Origin of the sequence: Luteitalea sp., from assembly GCF_044337415.1 — a bacterium.
In the GTDB taxonomy this organism is placed as follows: domain Bacteria; phylum Acidobacteriota; class Vicinamibacteria; order Vicinamibacterales; family Vicinamibacteraceae; genus Luteitalea.
Window position 1 is genome coordinate 66,748 of record NZ_JBIINP010000003.1, and the last position, 23,557, is coordinate 90,304.

A 23,557-nucleotide genomic window follows, 5' to 3' on the forward strand; every position below is an offset into this window, starting at 1 on the left:
AACTCAGTGATGACATCGCGGGAATCGCGGGATCGCATTCAAGACTGCAATCCGACAGTCGATTCCTGTGCGTAGCCACCCTGCTCTTCGGCAGGAGTGGCACGGAGGCAACGCCGTGAGCGAGTCCGACGATCTCATTCGAGAATTCCTGATCGAGAGCCATGAAGGGCTCGACCGCCTCGACCAGGACCTGGTGGAGCTGGAGAAGGACCCCCGCAACCGCGAGACGCTTGGCAGCGTGTTCCGGGCCATCCACACGATCAAGGGCACGTGCGGCTTCCTCGGCTTCACCAAGCTCGAGGGCGTGAGCCACGTGGGCGAGAGCCTCCTGAGCCGCCTGCGCGACGGCGACATGATCCTCGACGCCGACATCACGACCGGGCTGCTCGGCATGGTGGATGCCATCCGCGAGATCCTGGCGTTCATCGAGAGCACCGGCGCCGAGGGCGACGCCGACTACACGGCCGTCATCCAGCGCCTGCAGGAGCTGAACGAGCAGAAGGGCCAGGCCGGAAAGGCCGCGGCCGCCGCTCCTGCCGCTCCTGTCGCGCCGCCTGCGCCGGTCGTCGCCACCCCCGTCGTCTCCGCGCCGCCGGCGCCCGTGCAGGCCGAGCCTGTGCCGCCGCCTCCGGCCCCCGTGGTCGAGGCCGTGGTGCCGCACGAGGAGGCCGAGCCGGTGGCGACCGACGACCGCAAGAACGCCGTGTCGGACAGCTCGCTGCGCGTCGACGTCGGCCTGGTCGACAAGCTGATGAACCTGGTCGGCGAGCTCGTGCTTGCGCGCAACCAGATCCTCCAGTTCACGACACAGAACAACGATGCGTCGTTCGTCAACGCGACGCAACGCCTGAACCTGGTGACCTCCGAGCTGCAGGAAGGCGTCATGAAGACGCGCATGCAGCCCATCGGCAACGTGTGGAGCAAGTTCCCGCGCGTCGTCCGCGACCTCGCCTCGATGTGCGGCAAGCAGGTGCGCATCGAGATGGAAGGCAAGGAGACCGACCTCGATCGCACCATCATCGAGGCGATCAAGGATCCGCTCACGCACATCATCCGCAACTCGGTCGATCACGGTATCGAGTCGCCCGCCGATCGTGTCGCGCGCGGCAAGCGGCCCGAGGGCACCATCCGCCTGCGCGCCTTCCACGAGGGCGGCCAGATCAACATCGAGATCAGCGACGACGGCGCCGGGATCGCGGCCGACAAGGTGCGGCAGCGCGCCCTGCAGCGTGGCCTGGTCACCACCGACCAGTCGCAGCGCCTGTCCGATCACGACGTCATCAAGCTGATCTTCCTCCCGGGGTTCTCGACCGCCGAGAAGATCACCAACGTGTCTGGCCGTGGCGTCGGGATGGACGTCGTCAAGACGAACATCGAGAAGATCGGCGGTACCGTCGACATCCAGAGCGTGGCCGGCAACGGCACGACGCTGAAGATCAAGATCCCGCTGACGCTGGCCATCATCCCCGCGCTGATGGTGTCGTCGGGCGGCGAGCGCTTCGCCATTCCGCAGGTCAGCCTGCTCGAACTGGTGCGCCTCGAGGGCATGCAGACGTCCTCGGGCATCGAGCGCATCGGCAAGGCGCTCTTCTACCGGCTCCGCGGCAACCTCCTTCCGCTGGTACACCTGCACTCGGCCCTGCGCCTCGATCCGGTCAACACGTCCGACGACGCGGTGAACATCGTGGTGCTGAAGGCCGATCAGCGGCAGTTCGGGCTGGTGGTCGAGACGGTGCACGACACCGAGGAGATCGTCGTCAAGCCGCTGGGCAAGCAGCTCAAGGGGCTCACGGCGTTCGCCGGGGCGACCATCATGGGGGACGGACGCGTGGCGCTCATCCTCGACGTCCTCGGCCTGGGCCAGATGGCGCAGGTCGTCTCCGAGACCCGGTCCTCGAACAACGCCGCGAGCTCGAGCAGCGATGCCGCCGCGTCGTCGTCGGAGGACACGCGCACGCTGCTGGTCTTCCAGGCGTCTGAGCGGGATCGCATGGCGTTGCCGCTGTCGTTGGTGGCGCGCCTGGAGGAGTTCCCGCGCAGCCTGCTCGAGCAGTCGGGCGACCGCACCGTGGTGCAGTACCGCGGCGAGATCCTGCCGCTCGTGTCGCTGGCCCGCTACTTCCACCGCACGGAATCGCAGGTCGATCCGCTGCAGGTCATCGTGTTCTCGTTCCATGACCAGCACGTCGGGCTCATCGTCGAGCGGATCGTCGACATCGTGCAGCAGGTGGTCGTGGTCGACGAGCGGCACCGCCGGCGCGGGATCATCGGGTCCACCGTGCTGCAGCAGCAGGTCACCGACCTGCTCGATGCCGATGCCGTCATTGCCGATGCCGGGCTCTTCGAAGCCGCGGTCGCGTGAGGTCCGTCATGACCCCGAGTGATTTCGCCCATGCCACCGACCAGCGGACCCCTCCGCGCCAGGTCGCGACGTTCATGCTGGACCAGCTGTACTTCGGCGTCGAGGTGCTCAAGGTCCAGGAGGTCATCCGCTACCAGGAGCTGACCCGCATCCCGTTGGCGCCTCCCGTCGTGGAGGGCCTGATCAACCTGCGCGGCCAGATCGTCACGGCGATCGAGCTGCGTCGCCGGCTCGGCCTCTCGAACCGCAAGGAGGGCGAGTTGCCGATGAACGTCGTCGTCCGCACGAGCGATGGCGTCGTCAGCCTGCTGGTCGACGAGATCGGCGACGTGGTCGAGGTCGCCGAGGCGCAGTTCGAGCAGGTGCCCGACACGCTCGCCGGGCCGACCCGCGACCTGGTGCGCGGCGTGTACAAGCTGAAGGACCGCCTGCTGCTGCTCCTCGACGAGGAGCGCGCCGCCGTCGTGGACGGCAGCGACGCGGGCGAGCGCGCCCACTAGGCCGACGTCGCTGCTGACAGGAGCTCCCCATGTCGACTGCCACCGTCGCGGCCGTGCCGCAACTCTCCCTCTTCGAACGCCTCGGCGGCGTGCCGGCCATCAAGGCGGCGGTGGATGCGTTCTACGCACGCGTCCTGGCCGACGAGGCCCTCGCCCCGCACTTCGCCGGCGTCAACATGCGCTGGCTGAAGGGCCGGCAGAACGCCTTCTTCATCCAGGCGCTCGGCGGTCCGCAGGTCTATCGCGGCCGCGACATGAAGACCGCGCACGCGCACCTCGCCGTCACGGCGGAGGACTTCGGGCGCGTCGCGACGCACCTGGCCGCCGCGCTGTCGGAGGTCGGGGTGCCGCAGTTCCTCGTCGACGAAGTCATCTCGGCCGTCGCGCCCTTGCAGGCGCAGGTGGTCACCACGCAATCGGTGCAAGCAGATGCGGCCCCGGCAGACTCCACGCCAGGTCCGGTCTCTCGCGGGGCGCGGACCCGCAAGAAGGAGTCTTCGATGGCCAATGGGCGGTTCAAGGGGGCGGCGCTGGCCGCCGTGGCGGAAGAGAACATCGCGGCAGCGCACAACATGGGCGTGCCGGCAGTCGGGGAGGCCGAGTTGCTGAAGTACCGTGAGCAACTGGCGACGGTCGAGGACGAGCTGGCGCGCAACACGTCCATGCTCGACCACGCCCCGATCAACATCATGTACGTGGATCTGGACCTGACGCTCCGCTACATGAACCCGGCGTCGAGCCGGACCCTCAAGACACTGCAGCATCTGCTGCCGGTCAAGGTGGACGACATGATCGGCACCTCGATCGATGTCTTCCACAAGAACCCGGCGCACCAGCGCAAGCTGCTGGGCGACCCGCGCAACCTGCCGTACCACGCCCAGATCAACGTCGGGCCCGAGACCCTGGAGCTGGAGGTCAGCGCCGTCACCAACCGCACCGGCGTCTACGTCGGGGCGATGGCCACGTGGTCGGTGGTGACCGAGAAGCTGAAGCTCGAGGCCGAGATGGCGCGCGTGATGAGCATGATGGAGAGCGCGCCCATCAACATCATGTACGCGGACCGCGACCTGCACATCCGCTACGTCAACGCCGCCTCGAAGGCGACGCTGAAGACGATCGAGCACCTTCTGCCGATCCGGGCCGACCAGATCCTCGGGCAGAACATCGACATCTTCCACAAGAACCCCTCGCACCAGCGCAAGATGCTGGCCGACCCCGGCAACCTGCCGCACAAGGCCAACATCAAGCTGGGCGCCGAGACGCTCGAGCTCCAGGTGAGCGCCGTGCGCGACAACAAGGGCGAGTACGTCGGCACGATGGTCAGCTGGGCGGTCATCACCGACAAGATCCGGCTCGAGGAGGAGACCCGCGCCGCGCAGGAGCGCGAGCGGCAGGCCGCGCGCGAGCTGCAGGAGAAGGTCGACGCGATGCTGGAGGTGGTCAATGCGGCCGCCGCCGGAGACCTGACGCGCACCGTGCCGGTGCGTGGCACCGATGCGGTCGGGCAGATGGGTGAGGGCCTGCAGCGCTTCCTCTCCGACCTGCGCGTCAGCGTCGGCGCGATTGCCCACAACGCGCAGACCCTGGCGAGCTCGTCCGAGGAGCTGACGGCCGTGGCGACGCAGATGGGCGCCAATGCCGAGGAGACCTCGGCGCAGGCCAACGTCGTGTCGGCCGCCTCCGAGGAGGTGTCGCGCAACGTCCAGACGGTGGCCACCGGCACCGAGGAGATGGGGGCGAGCATCCGCGAGATCGCCAAGAACGCCAACGACGCGGCGAAGGTGGCGACCCAGGCGGTGCGCGTGGCCGAGACCACCAACGCGACGGTCGGCAAGCTGGGCGAGAGCAGCGCCGAGATCGGCAAGGTGATCAAGGTGATCACGTCGATCGCGCAGCAGACCAACCTGCTGGCGCTCAACGCCACCATCGAGGCGGCGCGCGCCGGTGAGGCGGGGAAGGGCTTCGCGGTGGTCGCCAACGAGGTCAAGGAACTGGCCAAGGAGACCGCGAAGGCGACCGAGGACATCAGCCAGAAGATCGAGGCGATTCAGGGCGACACCCGCGGGGCGACACAGGCCATCGCCGAGATCAGCGCGATCATCAACCAGATCAACGACATCTCGAACACCATCGCGAGCGCCGTCGAGGAACAGACGGCCACCACGAACGAGATCGCCCGCAGCGTCACCGAAGCCGCACGCGGCAGCGCCGAGATCGCCCAGAACATCACGGGCGTGGCGCAGGCGGCGCGCAGTACCAGCGACGGCGCGTCGGACTCGCAGAACGCCTCGGCGGGGCTGGCCCGCATGGCGTCCGAGCTGCAGCAGCTCATCGCCCGCTTCCGCTACTGAGGTCCCTGCCGGGGTGGCCCTGCGCCACCCCGGCCCGCCTCGCTCGCTCCGCGCCCTCACCCATGTCCCTCGTCCTGCTCGGCGTCGACTTCCGCCAGGCGGCCCTCGATCTCCGGGTGGCCCTGTCCTACGACGCACCCGCGGCGCGCGCATTGCTCGCCCGGGCTCGCGAGGTTGCGGGCGTGCGCGAGACCGCAATCCTCTCCACCTGCAACCGGACGGAGTTCTACCTCGTCGTCGACGACGAGGACGCCGCGCTGCGGTGGCTCCACCTCCTGCGCGAGGACCGTCCCCAGGCGCGTGCCACCGATCCGGCGTGCCTGCTCACCAGGCAGGCCGGTGCCGACGCTGCTGCGCACCTCTTCGATGTCGCCGCCGGTCTGGACTCGGCGATCCTCGGGGACGCGCACGTGAACGGCCAGGTCAAGCGCGCGTACGACCTGGCCCGTGAGGCCGGCACCATCGGTCCCGTGCTCCATCGGACCTTCCAGCAGGCGTTCGCCGTCGCCAAGCGGGTACGCCGCGAGACCGTCCTCGGCCGCGGGCACGTGAGCATCGGTGCGTGCGTGGCTCACCAGCTGGCCCAGGACGCTCCCAACGCCAGTCGCGTGAGCGTCCTCGGCACAGGCGACGTGGCGACCGACGTTGCGCGGCACCTGGCCAAGCGCGGCGCCTACCGGTTGACCATCGTCAGCAAGGAGCTGCCCCGTGCCGAGGCGCTCGCCGCGCATGTCGGCGGGCGTGGCGTGGTGGCGTCGGCGTTGGAGGAGTGGCTCGCCGATGCCGATGTTGTAATCGGTGCCACCAGCACGTCAGTGCCGGTCGTGACCTCCGCCATGCTCGCCCACGCTCGATGCGCCGCTTCCGCACACCACGACCACCGGCCGTCGCCGCTCGTGATCTGCGACCTCGGCGTGCCGAGGAACGTGGAGCCGGGCGTTCCGGCGCGTGTCTGCACCATCGATGACATCCGTGCACGGCAGGACGCGGCCCTTGCGGCCCGCGAGGCCGCCGTGCCCGCGGCCCGTCGCCTGGTCGACGCGGCCGTCGCAGATTGGTCGGCCTGGCACAGGGAGCGCGCGCTCGTGCCGGCCATCGTCGGGCTGTACGCGCGTGAAGAGGCCCGTCGTCTCCTGATGGCGACGCGGTTGTCGGGTCGCGCCGGTCAGGCGCGGGCCGGTCTCGATGGGCGCCTCCGCCAGGCGGGACGTCAGTTGCTGCATCGACAGGTCGTGGCCCTGCGCGCCCAGGCGGCAGGGTACCCAGGGGCATCCGGCGCGTCCGCCGTGTGCGTCACCGTGCAGGGATGACATTATGAAAGCACTCGTCGTTGATGATTCCCGGGCCATGCGGCTCATGCTGTCCCGGATGCTGCAGGACCTCGGCTTCGAGGTCGCGCAGGCCGGCCATGGCCGCGAGGCCCTGACCCACCTGCAGCAGCACGAAGACACCGACCTCGCGCTGGTCGACTGGAACATGCCCGAGATGAACGGACTCGAGCTGGTCGAGGCCGTGCGCCAGGACACGCGGTTCGCCAACCTGCGCATGATGATGGTCACGACCGAGACCGAGATGTCGCAGATGGCCCGCGCGCTCGGGGCCGGGGCCAACGAGTACGTGATGAAGCCCTTCACCCGCGACGTCATCGCGGACAAGCTGCGCCTGCTCGGACTGACCCAGTAGAACCGGAAAGCCCACCCGCCATGTCCCGCATCCGTGTGCTCATCGTGGACGATGCGGTCGTCGTGAGACGACTGGTCGCCGATGCGCTGGCCGACGACCCCGAGATCGAAGTGGTCGGGACGGCCGCCAACGGTCGCATCGCCCTGCAGAAGATTCCGCAGGTCAATCCCGATGTCGTCACCATGGACGTCGAGATGCCGGAGATGAACGGCATCGAGACGGTGCGGGCCCTGCGTCCCACGTACCCGAAGCTGCCGGTCATCATGTTCAGCACGCTCACCGAGCGTGGCGGCACGGCCACGCTCGACGCGCTGGCGGCCGGGGCGTCCGACTACGTCACCAAGCCCGCCAACGTCGGCAGCGTCGCCCTCGCGCAACAGCGCGTGCGCGAGGACCTGATTCCGCGCATCAAGACACTCGCCGGACGGGTCGTGGTCCCGGTGGATCCGCCCAAGTCGGCCAGTCCGGTCGCCCAGGCGCCGAGACCGCCGGCCCAGCCGCGGCCTGTCTTTACTGGCGACGCGCGACCGGCGATCGTCGCCATCGGCGTCTCGACCGGCGGACCGAATGCACTGGCCTCGCTGATTCCCGCGCTGCCGGGCGACCTGCGGGTGCCGGTCGTGATCACCCAGCACATGCCGCCGATGTTCACGCGGCTGCTGGCCGAGCGACTGAACCAGCAATCCCCCCTCGAGGTCCGTGAAGGCGCCGCCGGCATGCTGATCACGCCGGGCACGGTGACCATCGCGCCGGGGGACTACCACATGGTGCTGGAGCGCCAGGGCACGGACGTGCGCGTGGCGCTCAACCAGGACCCGCCGGAAAACTCCTGCCGGCCCGCCGTGGATCCCATGTTCCGGTCGGTGGTGGCGCTGTACGGCCATCGCACGCTCGGCGTGATCCTCACGGGCATGGGGCAGGACGGGCTCCGTGGGTGCGAGGGCATCCGCGACGCGCATGGGCAGGTCCTGGCACAGGACGAGCCCAGCAGTGTCGTCTGGGGCATGCCCGGATTCGTCGTCCGCGCGGGGCTCGCCGACAAGGTGCTCCCGCTGTCGGACATCGCCGCGGAGATCACGCGGCGCGTGGCAGCGACTACTACGATGTCCGGTTGGGCTGCCTCCCAGCCGGTGATCCCCCGCGACAGTCGTCGCACGGAAGCGGTGTGAGCATGGCGATCACCCAGACAGAGTTCGACATCGTCCGGACCCTGATTCGCGCGGAAGCCGGCATCGTGCTCGAGCCGGGCAAGGAATACCTGGTCGAAGCACGCATCAGTCCCCTGGCCCGTCGCGAGGGCTTCGCGTCCCCGACGGAGCTCATCGCGAAGCTGGTGGGACCGAAGGGGCCGCTGCACGTCAAGGTCGTCGAGGCGATGACGACCAACGAAACCATCTTCTTCCGCGACATCGAGCCGTTCGACGTGCTCCGCAAGGAAGTGCTGCCGAAGATGATGGAGGCGCGACGGGCGACCCGCCGGCTCCAGATCTGGTGTGGCGCGTCCTCGACGGGGCAGGAGCCCTACTCGATCGCCATGACCATGCTCGACATGCCCGAGCTCGCCTCGTGGACGGTCGACATCCTGGCGACCGACATCTCCACCGACGTGCTCACCCGGGCGCGCAACGGCCTGTACTCGCAACTCGAGGTCAACCGGGGGCTGCCTGCCACGCACCTGGTGAAGTACTTCGAGAAGAAGGGCCTCGAGTGGCAGATCAACCAGAAGCTCCGCTCGATGGTGCGGTTCGAGTACCTGAACCTGATGAAGCCGCTGCCGGCGATGACCGCGCCCGACGTCGTCTTCCTCCGCAACGTGCTGATCTACTTCGACACGGTCGACAAGAGCGCCATCCTGTCCCGCATCCGTACCGGCATGCGCCAGGACGGGTTCCTCTTCCTGGGCGCCGCCGAGACGACGCGCAACCTCGATGACCGGTTCGAGCGTTTGCCTTACAGCAAGACCGGTTGCTATCGCATCTCGTCGGAGCCGCAGCCCGCGCTGCGGGCCCTGGCCTAGTCCGCGGACGGAGACGCCATGCAGTATCTGGAGCAGGAAATCATCTCGCTGACCCAGTACATCTGGGGCGCCACGCTCAACCTCGAGGCCACGCCGCACGACGAACCCGTGCCGCCGGTGCCGGGCGGACGCACGCTGGACGGGGTCATCAACATCACGGGTGCCTGGGCCGGTGCCCTCGTCCTGCAGGTGCCCGAGCATGTCGCGCGCCGCGCCGCGGCCGTGATGTTCGAGCTGTCCGAGGATGCGGCCACCCTCGAGGACATGCAGGACGCGGTGGGGGAGCTCACCAACATGACCGGGGGCAACGTCAAGGCGCTGCTCGACGGTCATTGCCAGCTGTCGCTGCCCGCCGTGGTGGAGGGGCGCGACTACTCGATTCGTGTGCCCGGCAGCGATGCCGTGACGCGCGTCACGTTCGACATCGACGGGGAGCCGTTCGTGGTCAGCCTGCTGGCGCGCAGCGATGCCACGAGGTCCGAGCGCCGCAGCGCCGCGGCGGCCGTGCAGTAGGCGAGCCGCCGACCAGACACGCACGACCAGTCACGGGCGACGCGGGTGACCGCGTCGCCCGTCGTGCGTTCGGGGCGCAGGGAGCGAGGGGCCGGGAGCCGTACGCGCAAAAAATCCGCCCCGGGCGACATGCGCCAGGGGCGGTCAGGGGGGAATTTCGAGGGGCGCTCGGGAGCGGGCCTCGTGGGCCAGTGGCTTGGCGGTCACCGGGGAGTCGATCGCCGCGTCCTGCAGGCGATGCTCACGTATCGTCCCGCACGTCGGGGCCTGGGGTACCCCGCTCCCGATACTCGAAGGCGCGCCGACGCCGGTCGGCGCCGGGCTAGGTGTGACTGGCGCCGGCCGGATCGGCCAGCCAGGTGAACGCCGGGTTCGGACCGTCGGCCCCGCGCACGAAGTCGACCTCCCAGGTGCCCTGCCAGTTGCTGAACTGGAACTTGTCGCCCTTCACCCAGTCGACCTTGTGTCCCAGGGATTCCATGCCCTGCTTGATGTTGGCGTTGAACCAGCTCTCGGCTTCGGCCTTGGTCGCCGGTACCGCGCCCGCGGCGCTGGCGAGGCTCGCGAAGGCGTCCTTGGCCGACTTCTCGATGTTCTGCTCGCGGTCGAAGTTGAAGCCCTCGAACAGGTCGCGACGCAGGGCGCCCTTGGACAGCGTCTGCAGACCGGTGGCCTGCGTCGATGAGGCCGACAGCGTGCCGCTGGCCGTCTGGATGCCGCCCATCAACTGCGAGAGGAACGAGCCGAACTCGTCCTGGCCGAGTTGCCCGTCGCTGTTGGCGTCGAAGGTCTTGATCAGGGTCTGCGCCAGATCCTGCACGGCGGTCGCCGACGTGGCCTGCACTGTGCTCATGGTGTCCTGTGCCTCCCGGGAGCGCCGGCTCCCGTGCTCGTCCCCTGCTTGAGCAAGCCGGGTGCCAGCCGCGTGGCCGGACGTTCAAGGTCGTGGCGCGCCGGCCGATTGCTGACGTATCAGCGGAATTTCCGGCGAAACGCCCGCCACGCGGCGGGCTGGTCGTCTCGACCACCTGCGCGAGGTGTCGGGGGCCCGACATCGGTAGCCGTCGTCGCGTCGGCCCCGTGGCAGATGCAGGGTTGACGAGGGACTGGCACGCCACAACAATCGAGGACATGTCCCTTGCCGCCTGGTCGCTCCGTCCCCTCGCACTCGGTCTGTTTCTCGTCTCCGCACTGATGGCGGCTCCCGTTGCGCGAGCCGCTGACGATGCCGGGAAGGTCTACGGCGATGGCGTCTCCGCCCGCCGCGCCGTGCCGATTGCTGCGTTGCTCGAGACGCCCACCGCCCATGCCGGCAAGACCGTGCGCGTCGACGGCGTCGTCACGCAGGTGTGCCAGTCGATGGGGTGCTGGATCGAGATCGGCGACCCGGCGCTCGGGCGCGGGGTCCGGTTCAAGGCCAAGGATGGCGTGATCGTGTTCCCGAAGGAGGCGGTCGGCCGGAAGGTGTCCGCGCAGGGCACCTTCGAGGAGATCGCGACCTCGCCGGTGCGTGAGGCCCACGGCGAGCACGCCAAGTCCGCCGAGAACAGCGGCAAGCCGCCCGTGTCGACCCCGACCGAGAAGATCTACTGGGTGCGGGTGACCGGCGCGGTGCTGTACTGATGTCGTCTGGCAGCGGGTTGCCCGAGGAGACCCGCGAGGCGCAGCGGCGCAAGGCCGAGGCCATTGGGGTGCCCGCGACGCGGCGGCACATCTTTCTCTGCTGCGATCAGGCCAAGCCGAAGTGCTGCGACCGCGAGCGTTCCATCGCGGCGTGGGATCACCTGAAGGCGCGTCTGTTGGCGCTGGGGCTGGCCGACCAGGGGGGCGTGGCTCGCACCAAGGCCAATTGCCTCCGCATCTGCGCCGGCGGCCCGGTCGCCGTCGTCTACCCCGAGGGCGCCTGGTATGGGGCCTGTGATCCCCCGGTCCTCGACCGCATCATCGAGGAGCACCTGGTCGGGGGGCGCGTGGTCGAGGACTACGTCATCGCGATCCAGCCGCTGTGCGACTGAAGCCCGACTGCCGGAAGTGGTGGGGGGCGCCGCCATTCGGCAGTCGGCATCGCGGCATGCCGTGCACCGACCGCGACCGCGGTCAGTGCACGGTGTACGGCCCGCGCAGGTCGAACTTCGCAATCTCGACGTCGAAGGTCTCGCCCGTCGGGGCGATCATCTGATAGGTGCCCACCATCGAGCCCAGTGGGGTCGTCAGCGGACAGCCCGAGGTGTACTCGAAGGCCTCGCCGGGCATCAGCACTGGTTGCTCACCCACGACACCCGGTCCGCGAACTTCCTCGACACGGCCGTCGCCGTCGGTGATGATCCAGTGGCGGCTCTGCAACTGGACCGTGAGATCTCCCGTGTTCTCGATGCGAATCGTATAAAGGAAGAACCAGTGGTGTCGTTCCGGGTTGGAGTGCTCAGGGGAAAAACGTGCGTCAACGCTGACGCGAATGCCCCGTGTCGTGGCCGTCGAGGAGCTCATCGGGAACTCCGGTACGCGGTCTCCGCCATCATGGAGCGATTGTAGTATGGTGCCGGTAGGGGAGTGCGGCACGTGTCGGCAGGCTCAGGTCGTGCGCTCGGCCCGCGGCGGCACCTTCTTCCTGTGCCTCCGCTCGCGCACTGATGCGCGGTTTCCCCGGTATCCGGCGCTGCCGCGGTGGAAGTGCGCCGGCTACGACCCCGGCGTCCCCGTCGACCCGGCCGACGTGTCTCCGCCCGATCCCCCGCCTGCGCGGTCGCTCGTGATCCGCGAGGCCACGGTCGGCGACGTCCCCGTGATTCTCGGCTTCATCGAGCAGCTGGCCGACTACGAGCGCCTGCGGCACGAGGTCCTGGCCACTCCGGAGGCACTCCAGGCCACGCTCTTCGGCCCCCGGCCGGCGGCCGAGGTCCTCATCGCGGCCCTCGATGGCCGCGACGTCGGGTTCGCCCTGTTCTTCCAGACGTACTCGACGTTCCTGGCCCGGCCTGGCCTCCACCTCGAGGATCTGTTCGTGGTGCCGGAGGCCCGCGCCGCCGGGGTCGGACGGGCGCTGCTGGCCCGCGTGGCGGCCCTGGCCGAGGCGCGCGACTGCGGCCGGCTCGAATGGGCCGTGCTCACGTGGAACGCGCCTGCCATCGGCTTCTATCGCCGGCTGGGGGCAATTCCGCTTGACGAATGGCGGACCTACCGTCTAGATCGAGAGGGCATTCGGGCCCTCGCAGCCAGCGCTGCTCCCCCCTCCCACGCACCATGACTGACGCGCCCGGCATTCCCCCCACCGACGACGAGGCGTTCGACAACGACCCGTCGCTCGATGCCACGGTCGAGTTGTTGAATCGCGCCCAGCAGGGCGACGCCGAGGCGGTGAACCTGCTGTTCAGCCGGTACCTCCCGCCCCTGCGGCGATGGGCGCGCGGCAGGTTGCCGCAGTACGCCCGCGACCTCCTCGAGACCGAAGATCTCGTCCAGGAGACGCTCGTGCACGCCTTTCGGCGCCTCAAGGGCTTCGAAATGCGGCACGACGGCGCGCTGCACGCCTACCTGCGGCAGGCGGTCATCAATCGCATCCGCGACGAGGTGCGGCGGGCGCAACGCCGCCCGGCCCCCGAGGAACTCGAGGCCGACCAGCACACCGACAACACGGCCTCGCCGCTCGAGTCGGCCATCGGCACGCAGGCGGTGGAGCGGTACGAGGGCGCGCTGCTGCGATTGCGGGACGAAGAGCGCCAGGCGATCGTCGCAAGGGTAGAGCTCGGGTTGTCCTACGCCGAGGTGGCGCAGGCGCTCGGCAAGAGCTCCCCTGATGCGGCGCGGATGGCCGTGGCCCGGGCGCTGGTGAAGCTGGCGCAGGAGATGGGCAAGTCGTCGGCGCCTGCGGATCACCGGTAAGCGTGTCTTCTCCTCATCCCGACCTCCGCAGCTTCCTGCGTCGGCTCAAGGGCGACGGCGACCTCGTGGTCGTCGACGCCCCGGTCGATGCCCGTCTCGAAGTCGCCGAAATCCATCGCCGCGTCATCGCCGCCGGTGGCCCGGCGCTGCTGTTCACCAACGTCAAGGGCGCGGCGTTCCCGCTGGTCACCAACCTGTTCGGCACGCCGTCGCGGGCCGCGCAGGCCTTCGGCGACGCCCCGCTCGCCTTCATCAAGGGGCTGGTGCGGCTGGTCCAGGACATGCCGCCCACGCCGGCCAAGCTGTGGCAGGCCCGCGGCCTCGCGGCGGCCGCGTCGCATGTCGGCCTCAGGCGCACCACGCGCGGTCCCGTGACGGAGGTGATGACCTCCGAGGTCCGGCTCGACAAGTTGCCGGCGCTGCAGCTCTGGCCCGAGGACGGCGGCCCGTTCGTGACGCTGCCGCTGGTCTACACCGAGCATCCCGACGGCCACGGCCACAACCTCGGCATGTACCGGATGCACGTGCACGGGCCGTCACACACCGGGATGCACTGGCAGATCGGGAAGGGCGGCGGCTTCCACTACCAGGTCGCCGAGCAGCGGGAGCAGGCGTTGCCGGTCACGGTGTTCCTCGGCGGTCCGCCGGCGCTGATCCTGTCGGCCATCGCCCCGCTGCCCGAGAACGTCCCGGAACTGCTGCTCGCCTCGCTCATCGCGGGCCGGCGCCTGCCGCTCGTGGAGGGCGCCGCGCCGCATCCGTTGGTCGCCGATGCCGAGTTCGCGCTGATCGGCGAGGTGGCGCCGCACGCGCGCCAGCCGGAGGGTCCGTTCGGCGACCACTACGGGTACTACTCGCTGCAGCACGACTATCCGGTGTTCAACGTGCGCCGCCTCGCGCATCGCCACGACGCCATCTACCCGGCGACGGTGGTCGGCAAGCCGCGGCAGGAGGATTTCTTCATCGGCGACCTGCTGCAGGACCTGCTGTCGCCGCTGTTCCCCCTCGTGATGCCGGCCGTGCGGCAGCTCTGGAGCTACGGCGAGACGGGGTATCACTCGCTGGCCGCCGCCGTGGTGAAGGAGCGGTACGGCCGCGAGGCGCTCGGCAGCGCGTTCCGGATCCTCGGCGAGGGCCAGCTGGCCCTGACGAAGTTCCTGCTGCTGACCGACGGCGACGTGGACCTGCGCGACTTCCGGGCCACGCTCACCCACGTGCTGGCCCGCACGCGGCCGGAGACCGACCTGTACGTCTTCAGCCACACGGCGATGGACACGCTCGACTACACCGGCCCGATGGTCAACAAGGGCTCCAAGGGCGTACTGATGGGGCTCGGGGCGCCCGTCCGCGACCTGCCGCAGGCCTTCCACTCGGCGGAGTTGCCGCAGGGGGTGACCACTGCGCGCGTCTACTGTCCCGGGTGCCTGGTGATCGATGGGCCGTCGTATGCCGACGAGCCAGGGGCCGCCGCGCGCCTCGTCGCGCATCCGGCCTTCGCGGACTGGCCGCTCGTCGTGCTGAGCGACGAACCCCTGCGGGCCACGGCCAGCGACATGAACTTCCTGTGGACCACGTTCACGCGCTTCGAGCCGGCGGCCGACATCCACGCCGCGTCGCAGCGCGTGGTGCGGCACCACGTCAGCTACGCACCGCCCGTCCTCATCGACGCGCGCATGAAGCCGTGGTTCCCGAAGGAAGTGGAGTGCGATCCCGACACGGCCTCGCTCGTCGGGCGCCGGTGGAAGGAGTACTTCCCGCACCGCCGCATCGAGATGGGCGACAGCCACCGCGGTCACCTGGATCCGCCAGCGAGCCGGTAGGTTCCCGCTGCCGGCGTACGGGCCACGGGCGACAGGCAGCCTGTCGCCTGCGGCCGGTGGCCTAGGGCTGCTTCCAGTCGCGCCAGATCCAGCGGAGCGTGTCCGGGAAGATGGCGCGGCCGTGGCGGTTGTTGTGGAAGCCCTTGCCGTACTCGAAGCGGTAGTCGTACCCGGCCCATGCCAGTGAACTTGCGAGCGTCTGGTTGGCCAGCGGCCAGCTGCCGTGGAGGTTGTCGAGGTCGTTGGCGCCGTCCTGCAGGAACACGCGGATCGGCTTGCGCGGCGTCTTGCGCACCAGCGCCTGGTAGTTGTGGCCGCCCTCGCGCAGCGTCGCGCCGCTCGCGATGTTGGTGAAGCTGCCGATCCAGGAGATCACCTTGCTGAACGCGTCGGGCCGTTCCCACGCCACCGTGAACGCGCAGATGCCGCCTGAACTCGCGCCGACGATGGCGCGTCCGGCCGCATCGTGGCGGAGCGTCACCGTCTTCTCGACCTCCGGCAGGATTTCCTCGAGCAGGAAGCGCGCGTAGCGGTCCGACAGCGTGTCGTACTCGACGCTGCGGTTCGACTTGCCGTCGGCGAAGGCGCCGGGGTTGATGAAGATCGCCACCGTCACGGGGATGTCCCCCTTCGCGATCAGGTTGTCGAGCACGGTCGGCACCCACGTGCGCACGCCGGCGCCGTCCTGGAACACAATCACGGCAGACGGCGTGCCCTGGCGATGCTGGGCAGGCACGTACACCCACCAGTCCCGCGTCGTCCCGGCAAAGATGCGGCTCGACCAGGGCGCCTGCGCCGTCGTCACGCCGCGCGGCACCCCCGACTGCTCGAGGCTGTCGGCATGGACGTCGTAGGCCTCGAGTTGGCCGCCGCCCAGGCGGCGCGTGCCGTGCGCGAAGTGCCAGCTGAAGGCGTCGCCGTGCGCGAGCGCGGCCACCACGGCATGCACGCCGGTGGTGCCGATGCGCGTCAGTCGTCGCGTGAAGTGCACGCCGTCGGACTCGACGATGGGCAGCGGCGCGTCGGCGGCCAGGGGCAGGGGCAGTTCGAGGGCCCACGCCACCTGGCGGCCCTCGATCTTCGGCCCGGCCGTGCCGGCCAGCAGGGCGTCGCGCCCGCCGAACGACGTGCGCACGCGGTCGGCAAGGCGCTCGGCCTCGGCACCGGTGGGGGCGGCGGCGAGCGCCGCCTCGAGCGCCTGCGGCGTGAGGTCGCCCGGAGCCGGCTGTGCGAGCGCGTGCGAGCCGGCCGGCAGCAGGCCGACGAGCGCGACCAGCGTGCGCAGGGCGCGCGTCACTGCCCGAAGGACCGCTGGAACAGGTCGGTGATGGCCGCCGAGCCGGCAGGCGTCAGCGTGCGGGTGCCCGTGCCCGTGACGTGTACGTGCTCGATCGTCGGCAGGTCGGTGCCCGTGCGCGCCACCCACTGGCGATCGTCCCAGGTGAACCAGCCTTCCTTCTCCTGATCGAACACGTGGAGCGGCTTGTTGCACAGCTTGGCGAACTCGGCGCCCCAGCCCGTGCCGCCCTTCACGTGGTTGTCGGGCAGGATCGTGCCGACGACGTAGATCTCCTGGCCGTTGTTCACCTGGTACCAGATGCTCTGGAGCACCTTCCGGAACGTCGGCGTGTCGGTGTAGCGACGGTTCATCAGCTGGGACACGTACGCCAGGCTCACGTCGCCGGCCTTCAGTTCCTCGTGGTTGAGGATGCGCAGGCCGCGCGAGCGCACCGTGATGTGCCCTTCGAAGCCGAAGTTCACCTCCTCGATGCCGAACCGCTCCGCTTGCGCGCCGAACTCCGCCTCGGCCCCCGGGGCCCCACCGCTGAACAGGATGTAGTCGTTGCGATCCACGTCGATCCTCGTCTCGGCCGCAGGAGACGCGCGGCCCTTCCGTGATTCGTCACGTGCAGGCCGCGACGGCGATCAGGACCGGACGCGCGCGGCGCGTCCACGCCGCGCTCCGCGTGCCGGGGGCAGTGTAGCCCGTCCAGACGCCCTTCCGGTAGGATCGGAGCCGTGAGAGTCCTCGTGCCTGCCCCGTCGCTCGATCCCACGTTCGCCTCGGCTCCCGGCGGGTCCCGGGCACGCGCGGAGGTCCCGGACGCCGAACGCTGGAACCTCGGCGACATCTTCGAGTCCTGGGAGGCCTGGAAGGGCGCCTTCGACGACCTCGAGCGCCGCGTCCAGGGGTATGCCGCCCGCAAGGGCACGCTCGCCTCGGGCGCCGCGGCGTTGCTCGATGCCCTGCGCGAGTCGGACACGATGGGGCAACTCGCCTACAAGGTCTGGTACTTCGCCTCGCTGACGCACGACGAGGACCAGCGCGACAACACGGTCGGCGCGCGGCGCCAGCAGGTGCAGTTGTTGTTCGCGGAGTGGCGTCAGGCGACCGCCTGGTTCAACCCCGAACTGCTCGCGGTCCCCTTGGCCACGTTGCGCGCGTGGATGGATGCCGACGAGGGACTGGGCGTCTACCGGTTCATGATCGAGAACCTGTTCCGGCAGCAGGAACACGTGCTCGACGAGCGCGGGGAGCACCTGCTGTCGCTCGCCGCCCAGCTCACGCGCGTGCCCGACGACGCCTACGAGGCGCTGTCGACGGCCGACATGCGCTTCCCGACGATCGAGCTGAGCACGGGCGAGCAGGTGCAGGTCACCTACCCGCGGTACCGGGCCCTGCTGGCCACCAACCGCGTGCAGGCCGATCGCGCGCGGGCGTTCGAGGCGCATCACGGCGCCTTCGAAGCCTCGATCAACACGTATGCGGCGCTGTACAACGGCGTGCTGCAACGCGACTGGTACCAGGCGCGCGCCCGCGGATACGCTACGACGCTCGAGGCCGCCCTGCACGGCGACAACATCCCCGTGGCGGTCGTCGAGAACCTCATCGCCGCGGCGCGGGCCAACGTGGGCGCCTTCCAGCGCTACGAGAAGCTGCGGCGCCGTGCGCTGAAAGTCGACACCTACCACCTCTACGACGGGTCGATCCCGCTGGTCGACTTCACCGAACACTACCCGTACCAGCAGGTGGTGGAGTGGATCGTCGAGTCGGTGCGGCCGCTCGGCCCCACGTACCAGCAACGGCTGGCCGATGGCTTCGCCCGCCGCTGGGTGGACATCTACGAGAACGACGGCAAGCGCTCGGGCGCCTACTCGGCGCCGGTCTACGGCGTGCACCCGTACGTGCTCATGAACTACAACGACACGCTCGACGCCGCCTTCACGCTGGCGCACGAGATGGGGCACTCGATGCACACGGTGCTGTCGCACGAGCGGCAGCCCTTCGTGTACTCCGACTACACCATCTTCGTGGCCGAGGTGCCGTCGACGCTGAGCGAGGCGCTGCTGCTGGACCATCGCCTGGCGCACGCGACCGATCCCCTCGAGCGGATCGTGCTGCTGCAGCACGCCATCGACGGCATCACCGGGACGTTCTTCACGCAGGTGATGTTTGCCGACTGGGAACTGCAGGCGCACCGCCTGGTCGAGGCAGGGGAGCCGGTGACGGCCGACCGATTGAGCGCGCTGTACGACGAGACGCTGCGCGCCTACCATGGCGACGCCATCGACTACGACGCGCTGTCGCGCCTGACCTGGGCGCGCATCCCGCACTTCTTCGGCTCGCCCTACTACGTCTATCAGTACGCCACCTGCTACGCCACCAGCGCGCGGTTGCTGGTGGGGCTGCGTGATGCCGATCCGTCGGTGCGCGAGGCCACCATCGCGCGGTACCTCGATCTCCTGGCGGCCGGCGGCAGTGACTACCCGATGGCGCTGCTGCAGGGCGCCGGGATCGATCTGGCCGAGCCGTCGACCGTCGGCGCCGTCGCCAGCCTCCTCGACACGCTCGTGGACCAGCTCGAGGAAGCGCTGGGCGCTCGCGGGCTCCTCTGAAGGATCGCCACAATGTTGCGCAAACCCGTCGTCCTCATCACGGGCGCGGGCGGTGAGATCGGTCACGGCCTCATCACCCGCCTCGCCGCCTCCGGCCGCCAACGCATCGTCACCCTCGACCTCACCAGGCTCGAGCCCGGTATCGGCAAGCTGGTGACGCGCGAGTTCACCGGGTCGATCCTCGACACGGCGCTCCTCGAGCGCATCCTCGCCGAGTTCGAGATCGATCTCGTGTTCCACCTGGCGGCGCTGCTGTCGACGCGCAGCGAGTTCACGCCCGTCATGGCGCACCAGGTGAACGTGGAGGGCACCCTCACGCTGCTGGAGTTCGCGCAGAAGGAAGGCGAGTCGCACGGGCGGCCCGTCGTGTTCGTGTATCCGTCGAGCATCGCCGCCTACGGCCTGCCTGATGCGGAGACCCGCAAGGCGGCCGGACGGGTCAACGAGGATCAGCACACCACGCCGACCACGATGTACGGCTGCAACAAGCTGTACTGCGAGCTGCTCGGGACGTACTACGCGCGGCACTACAAGCAGTTGTCCGCGGCACCGGCCGCCAGCCGCGTCGATTTCCGCGCGATCCGCTTCCCGGGCCTGATCTCGGCGGCGACGCTTCCTTCGGGCGGCACGTCCGACTACGCCCCCGAGATGCTGCACGCCGCGGCTCGCGGCGAGGAGTACGACTGTTTCGTGCGGCCCGACACGCGCATCCCGTTCATGGCGATGCCCGACGCGGTCGAGGCACTGCTCAAGCTGGCGGCGGCGCCGCGTTGGGAGCTCACGCGCACGGCCTACAACATCGGCGCGTTCAACCCCTCGGCCGACGAGATTCGCGCCCGTGTGCTCGCGGCCTTTCCCGACGCGCAGATTGGCTTCGAGATCGACGCGAAGCGGCAGGGCATCGTCGACAGCTGGCCCGAGGACGTGGACGACTCGGCCGCGCGCGCCGACTGGGGCTTCTCGCCGGCGTACGACTTCGCCCGCGCGTTCGACGAGTACCTGCTGCCCGCCATCAAGGCCCGCTACGCCGACGGCGCCGCGTAGCCGTCGGACTTGTCCGACGGTCAGCGGCGCCGCGGTGCCCGTCGCGATCGTGGTTCGTGGCCGTCGACGTTCACGTCGACGGGCGGTGGTGATGTCCGGCAGGGTCGTGCGTAGCCGTCGGACTTGTCTGACGGTCAGGAATGTCCGGCAGATCCACTCCCGTCGAAGGTCGTCTGCCGCCGCGGCGTCATTCGCCGACCCCCGACCGGCACCCGCCGGAACCTCATGGCGGCCTGTTTCCGCGCACCGTATCGTCACGGTGGGAGCAACGACGTGACGACGATGGCGCTGGAACGACGGGAAGTGGGCGGACGACGGTGGCGCGGGGGAGTGGTGCACGGCGGCGTGATGGCGGCCTTGCTGGCCGGCCTCGCCTGCCTCTGGAGCGCTCTGGCGGTGCTGGTGGCGCTGCTGGCGCAGCCGGCGCCCACCATGGCCACGCTCGAGCGGCAGGGACTGCGGGGCGTGCCGACCGTGGTGGTCCAGGGCACCACATCGTTGCTGGCAATGCTGAGGCCCGCGGCCTCGGGAGGGACGCGATGACGGACCGGGGCTGCCAGGACTCGCGCCTCCATACCGTGACCACGGGCATGATGTTCCTCGTGAGTGGCGGCGTCCTGCTCGCCGCTGCGCGGGGATGGTTCACGTTCGAGCAGGGCTGGCGATGGTGGCCGCTGGGGATGCTCTGCGCGGCTGCGCACCATCTCACGGCACCGGCGCCCGAGCGCAGCCTGACGGCGGCGGCCGGGTGGACGGCGGCCGCTGGCCTCGGCCTCCTCTGGACGCACGCCTACATCTCCCTGCGGTTACCCGTGCTCGTCCCGCTGTTCTTCATCCTGGCCGGCATCTGGGTGCTCTATTCGGCAATGCGTCCTGCCGGGAGGCGGTCGTGAGTCGCGAACGTCCGGGCTCGGGCGGGCAGGCGCTGGCGGGATCGGTGCTCCTCGTGGTCGGCGGGTTGCTGTTCGCGCAGAACCTGAACCTGCTGAACCTCCGGCAGTACTGGCGGTACTGGCCGGCGATTCTCGTGTCGATGGGGATCGTGAAGCTCCTCACGCGCACCTCGCGCGGCGACGCGGTCTTCGGCCTGGTCCTGACGGCCTTCGGTGGGGCCCAACTGGCGCGCGTGCTGGGGTACTGGTCGCCGGGGCCGCTGGATGTCGTCGCCATCACCTTCATGGTGGTGGGCGTGTTCTTCATCGTCCGCGGCCTGTTCGGTCGTCCTGCGGAGCCAGCGGGGCCCGACTCCAGTGACTGGATCTCGGCCTTCGCGCTCATGGCCGGCTTCGAGCGCACGAACAACTCGCAAGCGTTCCGCGGGGGCGACATCACGGCCCTGATGGGCGGGTGCGAGCTCGATCTCCGCAAGGCGTCCATGCGCGCGCCCGCCTCGCTGGACGTGTTCGTGATGTGGGGCGGCATCGGCGTCCACGTACCGGAAGACTGGACCGTCGAGCTGCGAGGCGTGCCGCTCCTGGCGGGCTTCGTCGACAAGACACGGCCGCCGACCGTGGCCACCGAGAAGCGGCTCGTGGTGCGCGGCGTGGCGCTCATGGGCGGCGTCGAGATCAAGAACTGACGTGCATCCGCTCCTGGCTCGGACGAGCGCGTTGCTGGCCTACCTCGGCCTCTGGGCGACGTTCGGCGCGGTCGCCGCGCTACTGCTGACGCTGCGCGGCGGCGTCGATGCCTCCATGGCGGTGTGGGTGGCCGTGCCGCCCGCGATGCTCTACGGACTGGTGTGCCTGGCGGCGTGGTACGTGTGTCGTGCCTTTCCGCTCGAGGGCACGGGAACCGTGGCCCGGGTCCTGTTCGCGCACGTGGCCGCCGCGTCGCTGACCAGCGCGGTCTGGGCCGGGTTCACGCCGTGGTGGGTCGCCTGGTGGCAGCCCCTGCGGGCTGCCTGGTCGCGTGACGCGACGCTGATGCTCTTCGGCCTCGGTGTGCTCGTGTTCCTGCTCTCGTCCGCGGTGCACTACGTGGTGCTCACGCTCGAAGCGGGCGAGGCCGCCCGCCGGCAGGCGCTCGAGTCGGCCGTGCTCGCACGCGAGGCCGAGCTGCGGGCGTTGCGTGCCCAGGTCAACCCGCACTTCCTCTTCAACAGCCTGCATTCGATCGGCGCGCTGGCCGGCACGCGGCCCGCCTCGGCGCGCGACATGGCCGTCGGCCTCGGCGAGTTCCTGCGCCAGAGCCTCCGGCTCGGCGCGCTCGCGGGCGTGCCCCTCCGGCAGGAGGTGGATCTCACGCGGCAGTACCTGGCGATCGAGCAGGTGCGATTCGGCGATCGGCTGCAGGTGGCCGTCGACATCGACGCGTCCGCCGGCGACGCCCTGGTGCCGCCCCTCATCCTGCAGCCGTTGGTCGAGAACGCCATCAAGCACGGGGTTGCGGGCTTGCTCGACGGTGGGCAGGTGCGGATCGCGGCGACGCGCGTCGGGGGCACCTGCACGATCATCGTGCGCAACCGCTTCGACCGCGAGTCGGCGCCCCGGGCAGGGACGGGGACCGGCCTGCGCAACGTGAGGGAGCGGCTGGCGACGCACTTCGGGGTGGTCGCGGCGTTCGACGCTCGTGCGGAAGGGGAGGAGTTCATCGTGACGATGTCGTTCCCGTGGGCCCAGGCGCCAGCATCGCAGGGGGCCGCCTCGTGACCGGCCGCGCCTTGCGCGTGCTGGTGGTCGACGACGAGGCCCTGGCGCGCCAGGTGGCCGTCGAGTACCTCGGCCGGTGTGCGGATATCGAAGTGGCAGGCGAGTGCGCCAACGGCTACGAGGCCGTGCGGGCGGTGAGCGAGGCCATGCCCGACGTCCTGTTGCTCGACGTCCAGATGCCGAAGCTGTCGGGGTTCGACGTGCTCGAACTTGTGGGGCCCGGGCCCGCCGTGATCTTCGCCACGGCCCACGACGAGTTCGCGCTCCGCGCCTTCGAGGTGCACGCGGTCGACTACCTGCTGAAGCCGTTCAGCGAGGCGCGGCTGCACGCGGCGCTGGACCGCGCCCGCGAGCGGCTGGCGGCCCGCGCGGCCCAGCCGGCTGAGGCCCTCCGCGCCGCGCTGCGAGGCGTCCGCATCGAGCGCGTCCTCGTCCGCGATGGCGGGAAGGTCTTCGTGGTGCCTGCCGAGGCCCTGGAGTACGCGCAGGCCCAGGACGACTACGTGCTCATCCATGCGCAGGGCCGCAACCTGCTCAAGGAGCAGCCCATCAGCAGCCTCGAGCTGCAACTCGATCCATCGAGGTTCGTCCGCGTGCACCGTTCGTGGATCCTGAACCTGGCCTACCTCGACCGGGTCGAGCTCGAGGCCAAGGACCGCCGGGTCGCCGTGCTGCGCGACGGCACCCGCCTGCCAATCAGCCGGTCCGGCCACCAGCGCCTGCAGGAAGCGCTGGGAGAGCGCTGACCTCTTGGGGCGCCAGACGGTCGACATGAATGTCGACCGCCACGGACTACTGAACCCCGTACCCGGTACCCCGTACCCGGTACCCCGTACCCGG

24 protein-coding genes are annotated in these 23,557 nt (G+C 69.8%); 20 read left to right on the plus strand and 4 right to left on the minus strand.

Translation table 11 applies throughout. From position 1 onward, the window contains the following. The first annotated feature begins 115 nt into the window (after positions 1-115). From ACIRDX_RS01140 to ACIRDX_RS01175, 8 genes are all read left to right on the plus strand, one after another. Positions 116-2,362 carry a chemotaxis protein CheW gene (locus tag ACIRDX_RS01140; protein ID WP_396623558.1) on the plus strand — a complete coding sequence of 749 codons (2,247 nt, stop codon included), beginning with the start codon at positions 116-118 and terminating at the stop codon, positions 2,360-2,362. 8 nt (positions 2,363-2,370) lie between these two features. Beyond that, a complete protein-coding gene (locus tag ACIRDX_RS01145; RefSeq protein WP_396623559.1) occupies positions 2,371-2,862 on the plus strand; it encodes a chemotaxis protein CheW in 492 nt (163 codons plus the stop codon). Between the two features lie 29 nt (positions 2,863-2,891). Then, the gene (locus ACIRDX_RS01150) at positions 2,892-5,213 is read left to right on the plus strand and encodes a methyl-accepting chemotaxis protein (RefSeq protein ID WP_396623560.1); all 2,322 of its coding nucleotides are present in this window, start codon (positions 2,892-2,894) and stop codon (positions 5,211-5,213) included. Positions 5,214-5,275: 62 nt separating this feature from the next. Continuing rightward, positions 5,276-6,523, plus strand: a complete 1,248-nt coding sequence (gene hemA, locus ACIRDX_RS01155) for a glutamyl-tRNA reductase (protein ID WP_396623561.1) — start codon at positions 5,276-5,278, stop codon at positions 6,521-6,523. Positions 6,524-6,527: 4 nt separating this feature from the next. After that, complete coding sequence (locus ACIRDX_RS01160; RefSeq protein WP_255664913.1) at positions 6,528-6,896, plus strand: response regulator; 369 nt, start codon at positions 6,528-6,530, stop codon at positions 6,894-6,896. Positions 6,897-6,916: 20 nt separating this feature from the next. Next, positions 6,917-8,065, plus strand: coding sequence for a chemotaxis response regulator protein-glutamate methylesterase (locus tag ACIRDX_RS01165; protein WP_396623562.1), 1,149 nt, complete (start codon positions 6,917-6,919; stop codon positions 8,063-8,065). A 2-nt stretch (positions 8,066-8,067) separates the two neighbouring features. Beyond that, complete coding sequence (locus ACIRDX_RS01170) at positions 8,068-8,913, plus strand: CheR family methyltransferase (protein ID WP_396623563.1); 846 nt, start codon at positions 8,068-8,070, stop codon at positions 8,911-8,913. Positions 8,914-8,931: 18 nt separating this feature from the next. Beyond that, entirely contained in the window at positions 8,932-9,426 is a 495-nt protein-coding gene (locus ACIRDX_RS01175) for a chemotaxis protein CheX (protein WP_396623564.1), read from the plus strand. Positions 9,427-9,748: 322 nt separating this feature from the next. On the opposite strand, the gene ACIRDX_RS01180 is transcribed toward ACIRDX_RS01175, so the two are convergent. Next, entirely contained in the window at positions 9,749-10,279 is a 531-nt protein-coding gene (locus ACIRDX_RS01180; RefSeq protein WP_396623565.1) for a hypothetical protein, read from the minus strand. Between the two features lie 278 nt (positions 10,280-10,557). Between ACIRDX_RS01180 and ACIRDX_RS01185 the strand changes: the two genes are divergently transcribed. Both ACIRDX_RS01185 and ACIRDX_RS01190 read left to right on the plus strand, forming a co-directional pair. Continuing rightward, entirely contained in the window at positions 10,558-11,049 is a 492-nt protein-coding gene (locus tag ACIRDX_RS01185; RefSeq protein WP_396623566.1) for a DUF4920 domain-containing protein, read from the plus strand. Further along, positions 11,049-11,441, plus strand: a complete 393-nt coding sequence (locus ACIRDX_RS01190; protein ID WP_396623567.1) for a (2Fe-2S) ferredoxin domain-containing protein — start codon at positions 11,049-11,051, stop codon at positions 11,439-11,441. The genes ACIRDX_RS01185 and ACIRDX_RS01190 overlap by 1 nt, the downstream gene beginning before the upstream one ends. Positions 11,442-11,523: 82 nt before the next feature. Here ACIRDX_RS01190 and apaG read toward each other — a convergent pair whose 3' ends face one another. Continuing rightward, positions 11,524-11,913, minus strand: coding sequence for a Co2+/Mg2+ efflux protein ApaG (apaG, locus tag ACIRDX_RS01195; RefSeq protein WP_396623568.1), 390 nt, complete (start codon positions 11,911-11,913; stop codon positions 11,524-11,526). Between the two features lie 226 nt (positions 11,914-12,139). Between apaG and ACIRDX_RS01200 the strand changes: the two genes are divergently transcribed. From ACIRDX_RS01200 to ACIRDX_RS01210, 3 genes are read left to right on the plus strand one after another with little or no spacing between them, the layout of a single operon-like run. Then, positions 12,140-12,670 carry a GNAT family N-acetyltransferase gene (locus ACIRDX_RS01200; protein WP_396623580.1) on the plus strand — a complete coding sequence of 177 codons (531 nt, stop codon included), beginning with the start codon at positions 12,140-12,142 and terminating at the stop codon, positions 12,668-12,670. Next, positions 12,667-13,305 carry an RNA polymerase sigma factor gene (locus tag ACIRDX_RS01205; RefSeq protein WP_396623569.1) on the plus strand — a complete coding sequence of 213 codons (639 nt, stop codon included), beginning with the start codon at positions 12,667-12,669 and terminating at the stop codon, positions 13,303-13,305. Before ACIRDX_RS01200 ends, ACIRDX_RS01205 begins: the two co-directional genes overlap by 4 nt. 2 nt (positions 13,306-13,307) lie before the next feature. Further along, positions 13,308-15,125 (plus strand): UbiD family decarboxylase, encoded by a 1,818-nt coding sequence (locus tag ACIRDX_RS01210; RefSeq protein ID WP_396623570.1) that lies wholly within the window; start codon positions 13,308-13,310, stop codon positions 15,123-15,125. 61 nt (positions 15,126-15,186) lie between these two features. Here ACIRDX_RS01210 and ACIRDX_RS01215 read toward each other — a convergent pair whose 3' ends face one another. Together ACIRDX_RS01215 and ACIRDX_RS01220 are read right to left on the minus strand one after the other, a co-directional pair. After that, positions 15,187-16,422: an alpha/beta hydrolase gene (locus ACIRDX_RS01215; RefSeq protein WP_396623571.1), complete on the minus strand. Its 1,236-nt coding sequence runs from the start codon at positions 16,420-16,422 to the stop codon at positions 15,187-15,189. Further along, positions 16,419-16,985, minus strand: a complete 567-nt coding sequence (locus tag ACIRDX_RS01220) for a hypothetical protein (RefSeq protein ID WP_396623581.1) — start codon at positions 16,983-16,985, stop codon at positions 16,419-16,421. Before ACIRDX_RS01220 ends, ACIRDX_RS01215 begins: the two co-directional genes overlap by 4 nt. A 159-nt stretch (positions 16,986-17,144) precedes the next feature. Between ACIRDX_RS01220 and pepF the strand changes: the two genes are divergently transcribed. The 7 genes from pepF to ACIRDX_RS01255 all read left to right on the plus strand — a co-directional run bounded on the left by pepF (position 17,145) and on the right by ACIRDX_RS01255 (position 23,463). Then, positions 17,145-19,022 (plus strand): oligoendopeptidase F, encoded by a 1,878-nt coding sequence (gene pepF / locus ACIRDX_RS01225; RefSeq protein WP_396623572.1) that lies wholly within the window; start codon positions 17,145-17,147, stop codon positions 19,020-19,022. A 12-nt stretch (positions 19,023-19,034) separates the two neighbouring features. Further along, positions 19,035-20,066, plus strand: coding sequence for an NAD-dependent epimerase/dehydratase family protein (locus tag ACIRDX_RS01230; protein ID WP_396623573.1), 1,032 nt, complete (start codon positions 19,035-19,037; stop codon positions 20,064-20,066). A gap of 225 nt (positions 20,067-20,291) precedes the next feature. Then, the gene (locus tag ACIRDX_RS01235) at positions 20,292-20,609 is read left to right on the plus strand and encodes a hypothetical protein (RefSeq protein WP_396623574.1); all 318 of its coding nucleotides are present in this window, start codon (positions 20,292-20,294) and stop codon (positions 20,607-20,609) included. Continuing rightward, positions 20,606-20,959 carry a LiaF transmembrane domain-containing protein gene (locus ACIRDX_RS01240; RefSeq protein WP_396623575.1) on the plus strand — a complete coding sequence of 118 codons (354 nt, stop codon included), beginning with the start codon at positions 20,606-20,608 and terminating at the stop codon, positions 20,957-20,959. The genes ACIRDX_RS01235 and ACIRDX_RS01240 overlap by 4 nt, the downstream gene beginning before the upstream one ends. Next, positions 20,956-21,645, plus strand: coding sequence for a LiaF transmembrane domain-containing protein (locus tag ACIRDX_RS01245; RefSeq protein ID WP_396623576.1), 690 nt, complete (start codon positions 20,956-20,958; stop codon positions 21,643-21,645). The genes ACIRDX_RS01240 and ACIRDX_RS01245 overlap by 4 nt, the downstream gene beginning before the upstream one ends. Position 21,646: 1 nt before the next feature. Beyond that, on the plus strand, positions 21,647-22,717 hold the full coding sequence (locus tag ACIRDX_RS01250) for a sensor histidine kinase (RefSeq protein ID WP_396623577.1): 1,071 nt from the start codon (positions 21,647-21,649) through the stop codon (positions 22,715-22,717). Beyond that, entirely contained in the window at positions 22,714-23,463 is a 750-nt protein-coding gene (locus ACIRDX_RS01255) for a LytR/AlgR family response regulator transcription factor (RefSeq protein ID WP_396623578.1), read from the plus strand. The genes ACIRDX_RS01250 and ACIRDX_RS01255 overlap by 4 nt, the downstream gene beginning before the upstream one ends. Positions 23,464-23,557: the final 94 nt, after the last annotated feature.